This is a genomic window from Clostridium carboxidivorans P7, assembly GCF_001038625.1.
GTDB classification, from domain to species: Bacteria; Bacillota; Clostridia; order Clostridiales; family Clostridiaceae; genus Clostridium_AM; species Clostridium_AM carboxidivorans.
Window position 1 is genome coordinate 4729476 of record NZ_CP011803.1, and the last position, 17986, is coordinate 4747461.

The 17986-nt window shown below is 29.8% G+C and carries 13 protein-coding genes, 1 riboswitch and 1 other annotated feature; of the genes, 9 read left to right on the plus strand and 4 right to left on the minus strand.

What is annotated here, in order from left to right; translation table 11 throughout:
- Positions 1-54 precede the first annotated feature (54 nt).
- Positions 55-903, plus strand: coding sequence for an Mrp/NBP35 family ATP-binding protein (locus tag Ccar_RS21310; RefSeq protein ID WP_007063542.1), 849 nt, complete (start codon positions 55-57; stop codon positions 901-903).
- 66 nt (positions 904-969) lie between these two features.
- On the opposite strand, the gene Ccar_RS21315 is transcribed toward Ccar_RS21310, so the two are convergent.
- The 3 genes from Ccar_RS21315 to Ccar_RS27155 all read right to left on the minus strand — a co-directional run bounded on the left by Ccar_RS21315 (position 970) and on the right by Ccar_RS27155 (position 3603).
- Positions 970-2405, minus strand: a protein-coding gene (locus Ccar_RS21315; protein ID WP_423230832.1) for an IS1182 family transposase whose coding sequence is annotated in 2 segments (ribosomal slippage) — positions 970-1823 and positions 1823-2405 — 1437 coding nt in all. Because the reading frame shifts where the segments join, the coding sequence is not laid out codon by codon here.
- A 161-nt stretch (positions 2406-2566) separates the two neighbouring features.
- A complete protein-coding gene (gene thiT / locus Ccar_RS21320; RefSeq protein ID WP_007064002.1) occupies positions 2567-3199 on the minus strand; it encodes an energy-coupled thiamine transporter ThiT in 633 nt (210 codons plus the stop codon).
- 79 nt (positions 3200-3278) lie between these two features.
- Positions 3279-3383: riboswitch (TPP riboswitch) on the minus strand.
- 43 nt (positions 3384-3426) lie between these two features.
- Positions 3427-3603 carry a hypothetical protein gene (locus Ccar_RS27155; protein ID WP_007064001.1) on the minus strand — a complete coding sequence of 59 codons (177 nt, stop codon included), beginning with the start codon at positions 3601-3603 and terminating at the stop codon, positions 3427-3429.
- Positions 3604-3847: 244 nt separating this feature from the next.
- On the opposite strand from Ccar_RS27155, the gene Ccar_RS21325 reads away from it, so the two are divergent.
- Complete coding sequence (locus Ccar_RS21325) at positions 3848-5950, plus strand: anaerobic ribonucleoside triphosphate reductase (RefSeq protein WP_007064000.1); 2103 nt, start codon at positions 3848-3850, stop codon at positions 5948-5950.
- Positions 5951-6026: 76 nt separating this feature from the next.
- Positions 6027-6542 (plus strand): anaerobic ribonucleoside-triphosphate reductase activating protein, encoded by a 516-nt coding sequence (gene nrdG, locus Ccar_RS21330; RefSeq protein ID WP_007063999.1) that lies wholly within the window; start codon positions 6027-6029, stop codon positions 6540-6542.
- Positions 6543-6561: 19 nt separating this feature from the next.
- On the opposite strand, the gene Ccar_RS21335 is transcribed toward nrdG, so the two are convergent.
- On the minus strand, positions 6562-7194 hold the full coding sequence (locus tag Ccar_RS21335) for an MBL fold metallo-hydrolase (protein ID WP_007063998.1): 633 nt from the start codon (positions 7192-7194) through the stop codon (positions 6562-6564).
- Between the two features lie 204 nt (positions 7195-7398).
- On the opposite strand from Ccar_RS21335, the gene Ccar_RS21340 reads away from it, so the two are divergent.
- From Ccar_RS21340 to Ccar_RS21365, 6 genes are all read left to right on the plus strand, one after another.
- Positions 7399-9207 (plus strand): N-acetylmuramoyl-L-alanine amidase, encoded by a 1809-nt coding sequence (locus tag Ccar_RS21340; protein WP_007063997.1) that lies wholly within the window; start codon positions 7399-7401, stop codon positions 9205-9207.
- 85 nt (positions 9208-9292) lie between these two features.
- Positions 9293-9521, plus strand: a binding site (T-box leader).
- A gap of 97 nt (positions 9522-9618) precedes the next feature.
- On the plus strand, positions 9619-12723 hold the full coding sequence (gene ileS / locus Ccar_RS21345) for an isoleucine--tRNA ligase (RefSeq protein ID WP_048030399.1): 3105 nt from the start codon (positions 9619-9621) through the stop codon (positions 12721-12723).
- A gap of 163 nt (positions 12724-12886) precedes the next feature.
- A complete protein-coding gene (locus Ccar_RS21350) occupies positions 12887-13885 on the plus strand; it encodes a LacI family DNA-binding transcriptional regulator (protein WP_007064168.1) in 999 nt (332 codons plus the stop codon).
- A 143-nt stretch (positions 13886-14028) separates the two neighbouring features.
- A complete protein-coding gene (locus Ccar_RS21355; protein ID WP_007064167.1) occupies positions 14029-14640 on the plus strand; it encodes a DedA family protein in 612 nt (203 codons plus the stop codon).
- Between the two features lie 280 nt (positions 14641-14920).
- The gene (locus Ccar_RS21360; protein WP_048030400.1) at positions 14921-16108 is read left to right on the plus strand and encodes a hypothetical protein; all 1188 of its coding nucleotides are present in this window, start codon (positions 14921-14923) and stop codon (positions 16106-16108) included.
- 148 nt (positions 16109-16256) lie between these two features.
- Positions 16257-17888 carry a M20/M25/M40 family metallo-hydrolase gene (locus tag Ccar_RS21365; RefSeq protein ID WP_048030401.1) on the plus strand — a complete coding sequence of 544 codons (1632 nt, stop codon included), beginning with the start codon at positions 16257-16259 and terminating at the stop codon, positions 17886-17888.
- Positions 17889-17986 lie beyond the last annotated feature (98 nt).

The following is a 17986-nucleotide window of genomic DNA, read 5'->3' on the forward strand; positions in this document are numbered from 1 at the left end:
AGCATGTTTATAAAGTTTATAAATAAATTTTTATATCACAGGGAGGAAGCAGCAATGAGTAATTGTGATAGTTGTTCAAGCAAAGGAAACTGCAATAGTGCAGGAGTAGGGTGTAATAATAAATTAGAGCCTAAATATGGTAAGATAAAGCATATAATAGGTGTTATAAGTGGAAAAGGTGGCGTTGGTAAGTCAACTGTTACAGGTATATTGGCAGCCAAGTTAAGTAAGGAAGGACATAAAGTTGGAGTGCTAGATGGTGATATAACAGGTCCTTCAATGCCTAGATTTTTTGGTATAAATAATGAGAGAGCAGACATGCTTCAGGTAGGAGACAGTGAAGAAATAAAGTTTAGACCTGTAGAAACTTCAACTGGAATTAAGGTTATATCCTTAAATCTTTTAACAGAGGAAGAAGAACAACCAGTTATATGGAGAGGACCAGTCATTACAGGAGTATTAAAACAAATGTATACAGATACTGAATGGGATGAATTAGACTATCTTCTTATAGATATGCCACCAGGAACAGGAGATATTGCATTAACTATAATGCAAGAGTTACCACTAGAAGGAATGGTTGTAGTTTCTACACCTCAAGATATGGTATCAATGATAGTTAAAAAAGTAATTATTATGGCTCAAAAAATGGGAGTAAGTGTAATTGGCGTAGTAGAAAATATGTCCTATATTAAATGTGAAAAGTGTGGAGAAAAAATAAATGTATTTAGTAAAAAGTCTGCTCAAGAGCATGCTGAACATTTAGGAGTACCACTTCTTGCAGAAATGCCTATAAATTTAGATTTAGTTGAAAGTATGGAGAATGGTACAGTAGAGGAATTTTTATCAAAATCAGATGAATATGAAGAATTAATAAATAACTTAAAAAATAGGATAATGTAAAAAAATAAGAAAGCTTAAGGCTTTCTTCAGATTGTTCATAAACCCAGCATTTTTAAAGTGCTGGGTTTAATTTTGTCTTAAATATTTATGCGGTAGCATATAAAAAGAGAATGTTATCCATAAATTGGTTAGTGAATTCTTTAAAAATTGCAAAAATAGGTGCGATAGCACCCTGGCTATCTTTTTCATATTCTGAACTGCTGCTGTTAACAAACATTGTTCAGAAACTTTTTTAATTCCACGCATGCGACAATAGCGCAGACCATGGAGATTTTTTGAATCTGCAAAGCTACGCTCGATAGTTTCTTTTCTTCTTTTATATAGCCATTTTCCTTTATCAGTCTTAGTAAATTTGATTACTTCATCCTTGTAATCTTCCCAGACATGGCGATAAACAACTTTTCTTTTGCTTTTATCTGATAAGCAAATTTCTTTTTTATTGCATTGGCTGCAGTACTCGATTTTACATACATATTCTCTATAACCATCACGGTTAGTAGTTCTATATTCTAATGCTCTTAAATCTGGACAATAATATACATCTTGTTCTTTAACATATTGGAATCTAAATTTAGTAAATTTACCTTTTACATGAGGACTACGTCTATAGCCCATAACTGCTTTTAGTTCTCGTTCAAATATTTGTTTACAAATATTATTAGTAGAATAACCAGCATCGGCTCCAACATATTTAGTTTGCAAATTAAACTTTTTAATTTGAACATCTAGTCTTTCTATATAAGGATCTACATCATTTATGTTACCAGGCGTTACATAAACATCTGTTATTATGTTATACTTTCCATCTACAGTTCTATGATCTAAATAAAAAAATCCTTTTGGTTTTCCATCCCTATGCATATAGCCACTATCAGGGTCTGTAGTACTGGTCTTAATTTCTTTAGTTTTTTCTATTTTATCTTTTTTTTTAGAGGTTGTTTTCCATGAGCTACTCTATCCTTATTAATGTCTTCTTCTAACTCATTAAAATAGTCTTTGGTTGATTGTGTAATTTGTTCTTTTGTAAACTTGTTTTTATTAGCGTTAGCTTTCAAATGTGTAGAATCTGTATATAGAATTTTACCATCTACCAATTTTTTATTTATTGCTTGAAATACAATATTATCGAAGATTTCTTGGTATATATTTGTATCCTTAAATCTTGTTATTCTATTTTGGCTTATAGTAGAATGACTTGGGATTTTATCTGTTAATGAAAATCCTAAAAACCAGCGATAAGCTACATTTACTTCAATTTCTTTCACGAGCTGTCGCTCTGATCTTATTGCAAATAAGTAACCTATAAATAACATTTTGAATAAAACTACTGGCTGAATTGCTGGTCGTCCATTATCAGGACAATAGAAGTCCTTAGTTAAATCTCTTATAAATGAAAAATCTATATATTTATCAATTTTCCTTAAGATATGATCTTTGGGAACTAAATTTTCTATATATACTAACTCTAATTGTTGCTGTGCAGAATTATTTTCTTTAATCATAATAGTTAACTCCTTAAAAAATCTGATATTATATTAATTCTACACAAAATCTTAAAATCCTTTTTGAATTAAAAAAAAGCCCTATCGGGCTAAAAATTTAAAAGGCTGCTGACAAAATATGTTTATCAACAGCCTGAAGAAAGCTTAAGGCTTTCTTATTTTTAATTTTGAGGGATTTTTTTAGTTGCCATTGCAGATAGCTGTTTTATCGGTAATGCTGCAATGATTACTAAACATATAGCACCTTCTATACTTAAGAAAATACCATTTGACATAAGTGAGTACACTGCAGGAGACATACCTTTTGGAGCAAAACTTCCAAAGAACACTAACCCAGATATAAAGTGACATATGAAACGCCCAAACACCGCGACAAAGGTAGCCAGTAGTTTATTATTCTTAAAGTATCCAGCTAGTCCTAAAGCCATAAATGGCAAAGGATAATCGAATAAAACTTGAACTGGCTGAAGAATATATGGATCTAGAATAAGTGTTATTATGCCATATAGAAAACCTGTAATAAAGCCTACTTCAGGACCATAAAGCAAAGCCATTAAAATAATAGGAATCATACTGCCTAATGTTACACTTCCACCTTGAGGAAGGTGATAAATTCTAAAAATCTTAAGTATTGTTGCTAAAGCTAAAGCAATTCCTATTTGAGTAATAAGATGAGTATTAAATTTTACATTTTTTACTTTTGCAATGAAAAGTATAAATAATATTAGAGCTAAAAGAGCAAATAAGGATGTTGGGTGTGAAACAATTTCTAAAAGATTTTTACTAAGTGACATGAAATACCTCCTTTGTGCTAAGAGGTACCTGAATACTGAAAATAAGAAGAATGTATAAAATTGATTATACATTAGAAAGTTACATGTATTATCGCTTTCCTACGCTGGTATTATCCAGATCAGGTACAAGGGTTAATAAAATATTTTATCTCTCAGCCTCAAAGAGGCACCCCTAGCACTACCTTAATAAAATTATTATAATACATATTTCCAAATATTTCAATGAATTAAAATAAATCTATGAGTTTATCATTTTTCATTTTAATAGAATTAGGATTAACATTTACAGAATCGCCTATTTTGGAATTAGGTGGTAAATGTGAAATTCCAATGTCTAGTGTTGTTCCATCTTCGAAATTTACAAAGGCATCTGTAAAATTTATATCAATAATTTTTCCAATCATAGAAGTCACCTCTATGATATTTTTTGCATTTACTAGTTAATTATTCAATAAAATAAAAAAATATCTGATAAAATTTAAATATCAAATCATAATGTTTAGTAAAAAACAAAAGAATTTAGAGGTAAGTAAAACTAAATTGTTTTAATATAGCCTTAACCCTAATTAAAAAATTGCCTAAAAAATTTTCCCATAGTATAATATCAACGTGCTTGACACAATATATTGTAGTTTGGAGGAATGTTGTATGCTACATGTTGTGAAGAGAGATGGCAGAGAAGTAGAGTTTGACTCTATAAAAATAACTAATGCCATAAAGGGCTCTTCAGAAGAAATAGGTTATGATTTAAAGGAAAGTGAATTTATAGAACTAACGCAAAAAGTTATAAAACAATTAGAAGAACTTGATGCTAATGAAATAAATGTGGAACAAATACAAAACTTTGTTGAAAAAACACTTTTAGAAAATGACTACAGAGAAATTGGAACAGCTTATTGTAATTATAGAAAAGAAAGAAATAAAATCAGAGAAATAAAATCTGATTTGATGAAAGCTATTGAAAAAATAGGAGTAGAAACCGATAGGGATAATGCAAATGTAGGTAATAATTTTAGCTCAAAGCTGCTTAGGATAGCCAGTGAATCAAATAAGTGGCACAACTTATCTATTATGCCTAAATATTTAGCTAAGGCACATGAAAATGGCGACATATACTATCACGATTTAGATAGTTATAATTTAACTACCAACTGTTTACATATACCTACAAGAGAAATACTAACAAGAGGTTTTAATACAGGTTATGGAAATATAAGACCTCCTAGAAGAATAGAGTCAGCAGCAGAACTTTCATGTATACTTTTGCAGTCAACTCAAAATGATATGTTTGGAGGACAGTCTCATCCAGATTTTGATAATGATATGGGAGTGTTTATAGAACCTACAAGAAAAGAAATAAGGAATGAACTTACAGGGTTAGGTATAGATGAGGAAAAAGTAAATAACCTTGTGGAAAAAAAGCTTAGAAGAGCTGTAGAGCAATCAATGCAGGGAATTGTTTATAATTTAAATACCATGCATTCAAGAGCTGGTTCACAAGTGCCTTTTAGTTCTATAAATATTGGCATACCTAATTCTGATGATTCAGCATTAGTTTGCGAAGTATTTTTAACAGAATATGAAAAAGGTTTAGGAATGGGAGAACAGCCTATTTTCCCTAATATAATATTTAGGGTAAAGAAAGGTGTAAATAAGGAACAAGGAGATCCTTATTACTACTTGTTTAAGTTAGCTTGTAGAGTAGCTGCAAAAAGAATGAATCCTACTTTTATGAATTTAGATGCAGATTTTAATAAATTTTATTATGACCAAGGTGTAGTTCCTGCTACCATGGGATGTAGAACTTATGTATGTGCTAATGTAAATGGAGAACCGGGAACAAAAGGTAGAGGAAATATAGCGCCAACTACTATAAATTTACCTAGGCTTGGAATTGTAGCAAAAAAAGATATAAGTAAGTTTTTTAAACTTTTGGACGGCAAATTAGAACTTGCAAAAGAAGCTCTAATGCATAGATACAGCATACTTAAGAGATTAAGAGTTAAAGATTTACCTTTTGTAGCTGGTCAAGGACTTATGAAAGGATCTGAAAACTTAGAACCTGATGACTCTATAGAGCCAATATTAAAGCAAGGAACATGGTCTGTGGGATTTATAGGATTAGCTGAAACTTTAATAGCCTTAACAGGTAAACATCATGGTGAAGATGAAAATTCTAGAAAATTAGGGGTAGAGATAGTCTCCCATATTAGAAGTTACATGGATAAATTAATAGAAGAAACTCACTTAAATTGGAGCTGCTATGCTACTCCAGCAGAAGGTTTAAGTGGTAAGTTTATAGTTCAAGACCAAAAAATATTCGGAAATATAAAAGGAGTAACTGATAAAGATTATTATACTAATTCTTATCATATACCAGTAGGGTTTCCTATATCCATAAAAGATAAAATTGATATAGAGGCACCTTATCATAAGTTATGTAATGCTGGACATATAAGCTATATAGAATTAGATGACTATCCTACAGCAGAAACTATAATGGATATATTAAATTATGCTTATGATAATACAAATATAAGTTATATGGGTATTAACTTTCATATAAGATATTGCAGATGTTGTGGAACATACCTTCATGATGAAGAGAGTTGTCCTAAATGTGGAAGTGATAACATACAGGGGATATCAAGAGTAACAGGATATCTTTCCTTAGATGAAAGGTTTGGATCAGGAAAAGTAGCAGAAAGAGCAGACAGACTATCGCAAGGTAGTAATAAGCATGCTTATTAAATGATATTATTTATGTAAAGACAGAGAAGTTATATCTCTGTCTTTTAAACTAAAAGTCAGACTTGGAGGGATTGAAATGAGTTTAGATAAAAGTATAAGACTATCAGGAATAATTTATGAAAGCTTAGTGAATGGTCCTGGTCTAAGACGTGTATTATTTTCACAAGGATGTAAACATAATTGCAAAGGCTGTTTTAATCCAAGCACTCATTGTTATGATGGTGGTGAACTTAGAGATATGGATGAACTGCTGGATGATATAAGAAAGAATCCTATGTTGAAAGGTGTAACCTTTTCAGGAGGAGATCCTTTTGAACAAGCAAGTGAATTTTCATATCTGGCTGAAAAAATAAAAGAAACTAATTTAAATATATGGTGTTATACAGGATATACTTTTGAATATATATTTGAACATAGGAATGAACATGAAGGCTGGGAACAACTATTAAATAATATAGATGTGTTAGTTGATGGAAAGTTTGAAGAAGATAAGAAAAGTAATAACTTGAAGTACAGGGGTTCTAGTAATCAGAGGATTATAGATGTTAAAAAAACTTTAAATATGAAACAAATAATAACCTTAGAATTTTAATTAGAGATATGTATAATCTCTAATTAAAATTTAAAATCTTAACAATACTTTTATTTTCCAATGGACCTTCTATGACTAGTTTGTTGCCACCTACTTTTTCGCCGTTTTTCATATAAGTTAAGAAGTTTTCTAAACCTTCTAGTTCAAAAGAAAGTAAAGGAGTTTTATAGTGCATAGGAATGATAATAGGACTATTTATAGCTTTTGCTACTTCAGATGCTTCTTTACCGTTTATAGTGTAATTACCACCTATAGGTATAAGTAGTACATCTATGTGTCCTAAGTTTTCAATCTCCTCTTGAGATAAAACATATCCTAAGTCTCCGAGATGACAAACTTTATAACCATCTATATCTAAAATAAAAATTACGTTTTCACCTCTTTTGGCCCCCTTAACTTTATCATGATAAGAAGGAATACCCGTTACTGGAATATCAGATAAATTAAAAAAACCTGATTTATCTACTAAATTGTCATATTTTATTTTTTCAGTGTAATCATGATCAAAGTGATGATGACTTACTGTAACCAAGTCCACATCTCCTTCAAATAATTTGTATCCAACACTTTTATCAAAAGGATCTGTTAAAACCTTTCTTCCATGAGAATCTTCTATTAAGAAAGATGAGTGACCAAGCCAAGTTATTATCATAAAAATAACACCCCTTTTAAAAAATATTATTGTATATATATATTTATATTATAGCTTTTTTTATCTATATATATTTATACACCAAAATTAACTATAAAAAAAGTTTTTAAGTGTACAACTGACTTTTTTATATTATAATAATGGTAATGTATGATAGAAAAAGTACGAATAATATAATATTAATATAAATTTGGAGGTGGTTTTTTGAAATTCAAAAGATCAAGCATACTTGTAGTTTTTGGCCTCTTTCTAGTTCTATGTATGTTTGGTACATTTACAAATGTAAAGGCAGATGATTCTGTTAGTAGTGGAGTAAGAAATGGGGTAGATATAAATAAATCATGGACAGTGAAGTTTAATAAGGAGATAGATAAAAGTACTATAAGTGAATCTAATTTTATAGTAAAAGATGAAAGTGGACAAACAGTTCCAGTAAGTCTAACTATAGGTAGTGACAATAAGTCAGTGATAGTTTCACCAAAGGTACAATATCAGTATGGAAAAAAATATAGTTTAGCTATAAATAATATAAAATCTTCATCAGGTAAGAAACTAACACAAGCTGAGAAAATGGAATTTTCAACTAAGAGTGTCAATAATACAAATAATGCATATACTGTTTGCATTGATGCAGCACATGGTGGAAATGATGCAGGACATGTTTCGGCTTCAGGTGTAAAAGAAAAGGATATAGATTTAGCAGTTGCTTTAAAATTAGGGAAAGCGTTGGAAAATAGTGGGGTAAAGGTAGTATATACAAGAACTAGTGATAATGTATCTTGGAATAGTGACAATGACTTAAAATCACGTTTTACTATAGCTAATAATGCAAAAGCTGACTATTTTATAAGCATACGCTGCAATACATATCCAGAAAATCCATCAACTAAAGGTATAGAAACTTATTATAGGGATTCAGATAATGTGGCAAAACAGTTAGCACAATCAGTTCAAGGTGAACTTGTTAGTAATACTGGATTTAATAATAGAGGAATAAAAGTAGGTTTGCCACAGCATGAAATATTAAGAGGAACTAATGGAAGTGCTATAATGGTTGAACTAGGATTTATGAGTAATGCAGAAGAAAGTTCAGCTTTAGCTACAAGCGACTTTCAAAATAAAAGTGCTAATGATATAGCAAATGCAATTTTAAAATCTTTAAGTTTAGTCAGTAAAAATGTTACTGTAAAATCAGTTTCTGACATTACTGCATCTGTTAATCAGGGTGGTGCATATGATCTTCCTTTAAATATGACAGCATCCATGAGTGATGGAAACAGCAAAAAGGTTCCTGTAATTTGGAATAGTAAAAAAGTAGATACATCTACTGCAGGAAGTCATACTTATGAAGGAACAGTGGCAGGATATAGTAAAACTGTGAAACTTGTTTTAACAGTAGTAGCGCCAACTCCAGTTCCAATACCAACTCCAGTACCAACGCCAGATTCAGGTACAATAATATGTATTGATCCAGGACATGGTAGGGGAAAGGATACAGGAGCTAGTGGTATAAATGGATTGCAGGAAGATGATGTCACACTATCAGTGGGGTTAAGATTAGGAAAGATACTTGAGAATCATGGAATAAAGGTAGTATATACAAGAACGCAGGATGAAAGATCAATTCCTATGGAGGTTACAACTAGTTTACAACAGCGTTGTGATGTATCAAATAATGCAAATGCCAAGTATTTTGTGGCCATTCACTGTAATTCTTTTGATTCATCATCAGCATATGGCACAGAGACTTTGGTAAACCAAGATAATCCAGAAGCAACTAAGTTAGCACAAGCTATACAAAATAGTATTGTAAATGAAATAGGTACATATGATAGAGGTTTAAAGGATGGTAATTGGCTGTATGTCGTAAAGCATACAAATGCATCAGCAGTATTAACGGAATTAGGATTCCTAACAAATCCTTCAGATGCTGCGAAATTGAGTAGTGATGAATATAGACAAAAATTTGCGCAAGCTATTGCTGATGGAATATTGAAATGTGTTGGAAAATAGCAAAATTTTTATTAAATAATTGACAACTAAAAAGCCTTATAATATAATAAAAAGAAATTGTAATAAAAATTTAAAATATATTAAATTAAAGATGTTGAACAGGAAAAGTATTTAAACCAAGTTACTTACAGAGAGTGAAGAATGGTGAAAATTCACAGAAAAAGTTTAAAGAAAATCCCCTGGGAGTTAAAAAGCAGAATAAGTTTTAGTGCTTTAGTAAGTTTTTTCGTTATCCTGCGTTAAAGGATAGAGTATGATTGTGCTTAAAATTTTTACCCATAGGTGGTATAACGAATATAAACTTCGTCCTATTTTGGATGAAGTTTTTTTATATTGTAAATATTTATAAACAAGTATAAAAAAATTAGAATAGTAAAAAATTACATAATAAAGTAGAAAGGGGCTAAAAATATGTACAAAAAAATTGATAATTCTAGAAGTTTTGTGGACATGGAAAAAGATGTAATGAAGTTCTGGGATACTAGGAATATAATTAAGAAAAACTTTGATTTAAATGAGGACGGAGAATATTTTACTTTTTATGATGGACCACCAACAGCTAATGGAAAACCCCATGTAGGGCATGTATTAACAAGAGTAATGAAGGATTTAATTCCTAGATATAAGGTTATGAAAGGTTACAAAGTACTTAGAAAAGCTGGTTGGGATACTCATGGACTTCCAGTTGAACTTGAGGTTGAAAAAACTCTTGGTATTTCAGGAAAACCTCAGATTGAAGAATATGGAGTAGAAGACTTCATAAAAAAATGTAAAGGCAGCGTTTTTACATATGTGAGCCAATGGGAAGAAATGACTAAAAGTGTGGGTTACTGGGTTGACATGGAAAAACCTTATATAACTTATGATAATAATTATATAGAATCAGTTTGGTGGGCATTAAAGAGCATATGGGATAAAGATCTTTTATATAAAGGCCATAAAATAGTACCATACTGCCCAAGATGTGGAACAGCCCTTTCTTCACATGAAGTTTCACAAGGATATAAAGATGTAAAAGAAACATCAGTTTTTGTTAAGTTTAAAGTTAAAAATGAAGATAAATATATTTTAGCTTGGACAACTACACCTTGGACACTTCCAAGTAATATGGCATTAGCAATAAATAAAAAATACGAATATGTAGAAGTTATAAATAATGATGAGCATTTAATTTTAGCAGAAGCACTTTTAGGAAAACTTGAAGGTGAATATGAAGTTTTAAGAAAGTTTAATGGAGAAGAATTATTAGGCGTAGAATATGAACCTATGTTTAATTTTGCAACTTTTGAAGGAAAAGCACATTATGTAATTCATGGAGATTATGTAACATTAACAGATGGTACAGGAATAGTTCATATTGCACCTGCATTTGGTGAAGATGATAACTTAGTATGTAAGCAAAATGATATACCATTAGTTAACCTTGTGGATACAGAAGGAAAATTTGTGGATGCAGTTACACCATGGAAGGGCATGTTTGTAAAAGATGCAGATCCTAAGGTTATAGAATACTTAAAGGAAAAAAATATATTATATAAAGCAGAAAAATTTACTCACTCATACCCATTTTGCTGGAGATGTGATACACCATTATTATATTATCCAAGACAAACTTGGTTTATAAAAATGTCATCTTTAAGAGATAAATTAGTTAAGAATACAAATAATACAAATTGGTATCCTGATAATATTAGAACAGGAAGATTTGGAAACTTTGTTGAAAATGTTATAGACTGGGGTTTAAGTAGAGAAAGATATTGGGGTACTCCACTTCCAATATGGGAATGTGACTGTGGTCATAAAGAATGTATAGGAAGTATAGAAGAACTTAAGCAAAAAGGAATAGATGTACCAGAAAATATAGAACTTCATAAGCCATATATAGATAATGTAAAATTAAGATGCCCACATTGTGGAAAAGAAATGACAAGAGTTACAGAAGTAATTGATTGTTGGTTTGATTCAGGATCAATGCCTTTTGCTCAGCATCACTACCCATTTGAAAATAAGGAACTATTTGAACAAAACTTCCCAGCACAATTTATTTCAGAAGCTGTAGATCAAACTAGAGGATGGTTTTATACATTAATGGCTATATCTACAGTAATATTTGATAAGAGCCCATTTGAAAATTGTGTAGTGTTAGGGCATGTACTTGACAAGCATGGTTTAAAAATGTCAAAGCATAAGGGAAATGTATTAAGTCCTACTACAGTGATTGAAAATGAAGGCGCTGATGCAACCAGATGGTATTTCTATACTGCAAGTGCACCATGGCTTCCATCAAGATTCTACGAAGAAGCTGTACAAGAAAGTCAGAGAAAGTTCTTAGGAACCTTATGGAATGTATATTCATTCTATGTGTTATATGCAGATATAGATAAATTTAATCCTTTAGATTATAAAGACTTTGTAAGCGATAATGTAATGGATAAATGGGTTATATCAAGATTAAATTCATTGATTAAGGAAACAGAAGATCATTTAGATAACTATAGAATTACTCAAGCAGCTACTAATATTGGAGACTTTGTAGATGAACTTTCTAATTGGTATGTTAGAAGAAATAGAGCAAGATTTTGGAGTGAAAATTTAGGTGATGATAAAATAGGAGCATATGTAACTTTATATAAAGTTATTACTACATTGATAAAGATAGCAGCTCCATTTGTACCATTTATGACAGAAGAAATATATCAAAATCTTGTAGTTAATATTGATAAAGATGCAGTAGAGAGTTTACATTTATGCAAGTGGCCTGAGTATAATGAAAACTTTGTAGATAAAAAGCTAGAAGAAGATATGGAAGAAGCGTATAAGGTAGTTAGATTAGGAAGAAGTGCTAGAAACTCAGCTAATATTAAGAACAGACAGCCTCTTTCAGAAATGCTTATAAGTTCAAAATCTCTTCCAGAATACTATGGAGATATTATAAAGGATGAGCTAAATGTAAATGAAGTAATATTTGGTGCTGATTTATCTAAATATGTTAACTTTGATATAAAACCAAACTTACCTGTAATAGGAAAGAAGTATGGAAAATTAATACCTCAAATAAGAAAAGAAATTTCAGCAATTAACCAAATGGAACTTGCACAGAAAATGAGAGAAGGAAAAACTGTAATAATCTATATTGATGACAATGAGATAGAATTAAATGAAGAAAACTTACTTGTTACAATGCAAGGACTTGAAGGTTTTGCATTTGCTGGAGAAGGAACTATAGGAGTAGTGTTAGATACAAATATTACTGAAGAATTAAGAGAAGCTGGAAATCTTAGAGAAATTTTAAGTAAAGTACAGAATATGAGAAAAGAAAGTGGATTTGAAGTAGCTGATAAAATAAAACTTTATGTTTCATCAAATTCAATGCTTGAAGCAATAGTTAAGAAATTTGAGGAAGAAATAAAGAAAGAAACATTATCAGTTGAAGTTGTATATAATGCAAATAAAGAATACAACAGATGCAAAATAAATGGTGAAGATTTCGATATGTTTGTAGAAGTTGTAAAATAAGTATCTGCATGATTTGAATTTAAATGTGTATAAGATAACTTAAAAGTCTTATACACATTTTTACTTTTAACAATGTAAATTAAAGAAATATTACAAAGGAACTTGTAATAAAAGGGTTTTATAAGTATAATTATTAAAAGAAAATATAACGGGAGTTGATAAAATGGCAGCATCAATAAAAGATGTAGCAAAGGAAGCAGGAGTTTCTATAGCTACAGTTTCTAGGGTATTAAATGATGTAGACGTTGTAAATGAAGAAACAAAAAAGAAAGTTTTAGAAGCAATAGATAAGTTAGGATATAGACCTAATATAGTAGCAAGAAGCTTAAAAACACAAAGAACAAGTACAATAGGAATAATAATACCGGATATATCCAGTCAGTTCTATCCAGAAATAGTAAGAGGAGCTGAAGATGTAGCTAATATATATAACTATAACATAATGTTATGTAATACAGATTTAGATACTGAAAAAGAAATGGAATATCTAAAAGTATTAAAAGAAAAAATGGTAGATGGAGTTCTTTATATGAGTAATTCTTTAGAAGATAGCATAGTAAATCTTATAAAGCAATTACAGATTCCTATGGTTTTAGTAGAAACTACTAGTAAAGAAGGAAATATACCAAGCGTAACCATAGACAATGAAAAAGCAGCGTTGGATGCTGTGAATTATTTAATTAAGAAGGGCGATAAAAAAATAGCTTATATTGGAACCCATGAGGATGCAGCTAATGCTAGTGCATTAAGGTATACAGGGTATAAAACTGCACTAAAACAAAATAGCATAAAATTAGATGAAAACATTGTACATTTTGGAGGACTAAAAGTATCAGATGGCTATGATGGAATAAATGCTATTTTAGAGAAAGAAAGTATTGACTCAGTATTTTGCTCTAGTGATGAAATTGCTATGGGTGCTATAAATGCATTGAGAGACAAGAATATAAAAGTTCCTGAACAGGTAGATGTAATAGGATTTGATAATATTTATTCTGCATCTGTATTTTATCCAAAACTTACAACTATAGGATTGCCTATGTATGATATGGGATCTGTAGGGATGAGAATGCTTATAAAAATCATAAATAAAAAAGAAGTAGATAAAGACAGTTATGTTCTTGAGCATGAGTTAATAGAAAGAGATTCTTGTAAAAGATAAAAAGTGACAAGGTATACACAAATTATGCACATTTTTTTAATATAAAGTTAACAAAAGTTTTTGTTAAATATCTTATAATTAAGGAGAGGTTTCAAAACTTATTATTAAGTATAGGATGCTGTAATTAAAGAAAGGAAAATTTTATGGTAGAAAGTTTAATAAATGCAGTTATTTTTGTCCTGGATAAACTCGGATATGTAGGGATTTTTGCTGGAATGGCATTAGAAAGTGCATGTATACCTATTCCTAGTGAGGCAATACTGCCTTTTGGAGGTTATTTAAGTTTTACAGGAAGATTAAATTTAATAGCTATGATACTAATTGGAACTATTGGCGGAACTGCAGGTTCAATAGGAGCTTACTATTTAGGTAAGCTTGGAGGAAGACCTTTAGTGGAAAAATATGCGGACAAACTAAGAATATCTAAAAGTAAAATAGAAAAAAGTGATGAATATTTTAATAAGTATGGGGAAAAAATAGTTTTTTTCTCAAGGCTTTTGCCTATAATAAGGACATTCATATCGCTTCCAGCTGGTATAAGCAAAATGGAATTTAAAAAGTTCACCATATATACTTTTTTAGGATCATTAATATGGAGTATTTTGTTAGGTTATGTTGGATATAAAATGGGTGAAAATTGGATTATGATTCGTTCTTGGTTTCATATGGCTGATATAGCTGTAGTGGTTTGCATAATTGGGTTTATAATATATAAATTAGTAGCAAAACGTAAAAATATAAATGTAGAAAACTAGTAAATAACTTACCTGAAAATAAATGCTTTATATGAAAAGCAGTTCTATTTTCAGGTAAGTTTTTTTTATTTAGAAACTTAATCATATATTCTGTATGTGGGAAATAGAATCTTATATAGATAAATTTAGAAAAATAGAGATAACAGTAGCAAAGTGCAATCAAATTATAGTAAAGGGGTATTGGTAAAAGAAACACCGTTAAAAGGTATAAAAAAACTTATTGACTGGTATTTATCACCATGCTATAATTAGCACATAATTTAGATGGGGGGACTCAATAATGAAAAGTTTAAAAAAATTGGTTGTATTAGCAATTTCTATGACAATGGTTTCTTCTATTTTTACAGGATGCAGTTATGAGGGTAAGTCAATTTCTGATGCATATACAAAAACACAAAAAGCTTCTAGTTCAGAATTTAAAACACAAATTGGACTACGATTTAGTGGAGAAAATCTTTCAACTCAGGAACAACAAGAAATGGGAAAAGTTATTCCTATGATAAATGGTTCAAAGTTAACTGTGAATGGAAAGATGAATCAAAGCAATAATGGCAAAAGTGGAAAAATGCAAGCAGACATGTTATTACAAGTAGGAAATGTGCCAATGAATATGGGACTTTGGGTGGATGCAAATACAGAAAATGATAAAGTTAATTTTAAGGAAATTTTAAAAGTTCCAGATATGCAATCATCAAAAATGAATGGAAAACAGTATATTGTATTAGATAGCTCAAATATGAATAAGAATGGTACAATGAGTACTGATATTGCTAAAGTTAGTCAGGACATGCAAAAAAAGTTTTCGGAAATGATAGTAAAAGATATGGTAAGTTTTGATCCAAAGTTTAAACTTATTACAGATGAAGGAAATCAATACTGGGATCTTGTAGATGGAGCAAGAAATGTTCATGTTTATGAAGTTAAATTAAATGATAAAAACTTCAAGGATTTAATAAAATATACTTCCAACAGTTTAGTAAGCAGTAAAGATGCTAGAGATTTCTTAAAAGATTATTTAACTACAGTTGTAAAAGTTTCTTCAGACAAACAACAGGCATCAGTTAGTCAGGCAGAAATAGATAAGGCATTTTCGGATTTTGAAAAAGGATTACCACAATTTACAGCTAGTATGAATAAAGTATTGAATGCTTTTGATGGAGTACCTATTGTTGGAGATAAAGGAATTGTAATTGATTTTGCAGTAGATAGTAATGGATATGTTGTTGGTCAAAAGGGAAATATAGATTTAGTATTTGATGCACCAAAATTCATATCAACAGTTGAAAGTTTAAGTAATGTTAAAAATAGCAATACAGCAAATAAACTTACAGGTGTATATAAATTAGGTATTGATTTTAATACAAATACTTTTAATATAAATAAAAATGTAGAGATAAAATTCCCAGAAATAAATAGCCAAAATTCTATTCAATATGAAGAATTGCTTAGTCAAAAAAAAATTAAATAATATTTCGAGGAGCATAGATAAATGCTCCTTTATTTTTTTATATAAAGTTCTTGATTTAAAAATTTTTTATTAATTATAATGTATATATAAACTATTAAACTATGATAACATATTTAAAAGTAATATATGAGAAAAGAGGAAATTTAAAATGAATTTGAGTGATAAGATTTATGAAACATTAAAAGAATTAATCTCCCTTCCAAGTGTATCAGGTACAAAAAATGAAAGTATTGCATCAGAAAAAATATATGATATGCTATCAAACATGACTTATTTTAAAAAAAATAAAAATAACTTTGGTATGGAAGCAGTAGAAGGAGATAATTTAGAAAGAAAATTTGTATGGGCAGTAGTAAATGGAAAAGAAAAATCAAATGATACTTTGATTTTAACAGGACACTTTGATGTAGTAGGAGTAGAAGAATTTGGACATTTAAAACCTATTGCTTTTGATATGGAAGAATGTACAAAACGGATTAGTGAGTTGAATTTAGATGAAGATGCCTTAAAAGACCTTAAATCAGGTAAGTGGATTTTTGGAAGAGGAACAGCAGATATGAAATGTGGTATTGCAATAGATATAGAATTAATTAGAAAGTTTAGCGAAGACCAAAATTTTAAGGGAAATTTGTTATTTTTAGCAGTGCCAGGTGAAGAAAGTAATTCAGAAGGTATGGTGGCTGCAGCTCCGTTTCTTTTAAAGCTTCAAGATAAAATGAAATATAATTATTGCGGGGCAATAATATCAGAATGCAGCATACCGCAAAGTGCAGGTGAAGAATTTAAAAGATTATATATGGGCAGTGTAGGAAAAATAATGCCACTGTTTTTATGTGTAGGTAAAGAAACTCATGTAGGAGAACCATTAAAAGGGCTAAATCCCAATGCGTTAGTTTCAGAAATAAATAGAATTTTAGAAAATAATCCTGACTTTTCTGATCAATTTAATAATGTCATAACTCCACCTCCTATGTGTTTGAAACAAATGGATTTAAAAGAATTATATTCTGTACAAAGTCCTTTATATGCAGCAGCATATTATAATTTACTTACTCTTAGTATGTCTGAGGAAAAGCTTATGAGTAATTTAAAAGACTTAGCATTTAAGGCATTTAATAATGTTCTAGAAGATATTAAAATCAAAAGAGAAAAATTTATAAAAAAGAGCGGTAAGAGATTTGAATATATTAAAGTACAGCCATGTGTTATGACTTATGAAGAATTACTTTTGCAGGTTAAAAGTAAGAATAAAAATTTTGAAAGTTATATGAAAGAAAAAGTTGAACTTTGGAAAAAAGAAAATAAAGATAACCAAACTATAGCCATAAATATAGTTAAAGAAACTTATGAAAAATATGATGATAAGAAAACTATGATAATAGTTTCTTTTATTCCTCCATATTATCCTCATAAATACTTGAGAGAAGAAGACGCTAAGGACAAAAAATTTATAAATTCTATAGATAAAACAATAGAGTATGCGCATGAAAAGTTTAACGAAAAAATTATTAAAGAAGACTTTTTTATGGGGATTTCTGATTTAAGTTATACTGGAATAGAGAATAATAAGAATATATCTGGTTTATCTTCGAATATTGTTGGATATGGTATAAGTTATGATTTGCCATTAGAAGCTTTAAGCAAGCTTAGCATTCCTGCAATAGTCTTTGGCGGCGAAGGAAAGGATTTTCACAAATACAGCGAAAGATTAAATGTTCCTTATACTTTAAATGTAGTGCCAGAATTATATGAACATATTATTTATTCATTGTTACAATAGGCTATTTTAAATAACCATTTTTACCACAACCAAAATAAGTCTAAAAAGGGTGTCATTTTATTATGAAATATGTTTAACGAAACAAATGGACAATAAAA

Excerpts from the sequence above, each read along its gene's own strand:
- Ccar_RS21310 (WP_007063542.1), top strand. The coding sequence starts at position 55 with ATGAGTAATTGTGATAGTTGTTCAAGCAAAGGAAACTGCAATAGTGCA.
- thiT (WP_007064002.1), bottom strand. The coding sequence starts at position 3,199 with ATGTCACTTAGTAAAAATCTTTTAGAAATTGTTTCACACCCAACATCC.
- Ccar_RS27155 (WP_007064001.1), bottom strand. The coding sequence starts at position 3,603 with ATGATTGGAAAAATTATTGATATAAATTTTACAGATGCCTTTGTAAAT.
- Ccar_RS21325 (WP_007064000.1), top strand. The coding sequence starts at position 3,848 with ATGCTACATGTTGTGAAGAGAGATGGCAGAGAAGTAGAGTTTGACTCT.
- nrdG (WP_007063999.1), top strand. The coding sequence starts at position 6,027 with ATGAGTTTAGATAAAAGTATAAGACTATCAGGAATAATTTATGAAAGC.
- Ccar_RS21335 (WP_007063998.1), bottom strand. The coding sequence starts at position 7,194 with ATGATAATAACTTGGCTTGGTCACTCATCTTTCTTAATAGAAGATTCT.
- ileS (WP_048030399.1), top strand. The coding sequence starts at position 9,619 with ATGTACAAAAAAATTGATAATTCTAGAAGTTTTGTGGACATGGAAAAA.
- Ccar_RS21350 (WP_007064168.1), top strand. The coding sequence starts at position 12,887 with ATGGCAGCATCAATAAAAGATGTAGCAAAGGAAGCAGGAGTTTCTATA.
- Ccar_RS21355 (WP_007064167.1), top strand. The coding sequence starts at position 14,029 with ATGGTAGAAAGTTTAATAAATGCAGTTATTTTTGTCCTGGATAAACTC.
- Ccar_RS21360 (WP_048030400.1), top strand. The coding sequence starts at position 14,921 with ATGAAAAGTTTAAAAAAATTGGTTGTATTAGCAATTTCTATGACAATG.
- Ccar_RS21365 (WP_048030401.1), top strand. The coding sequence starts at position 16,257 with ATGAATTTGAGTGATAAGATTTATGAAACATTAAAAGAATTAATCTCC.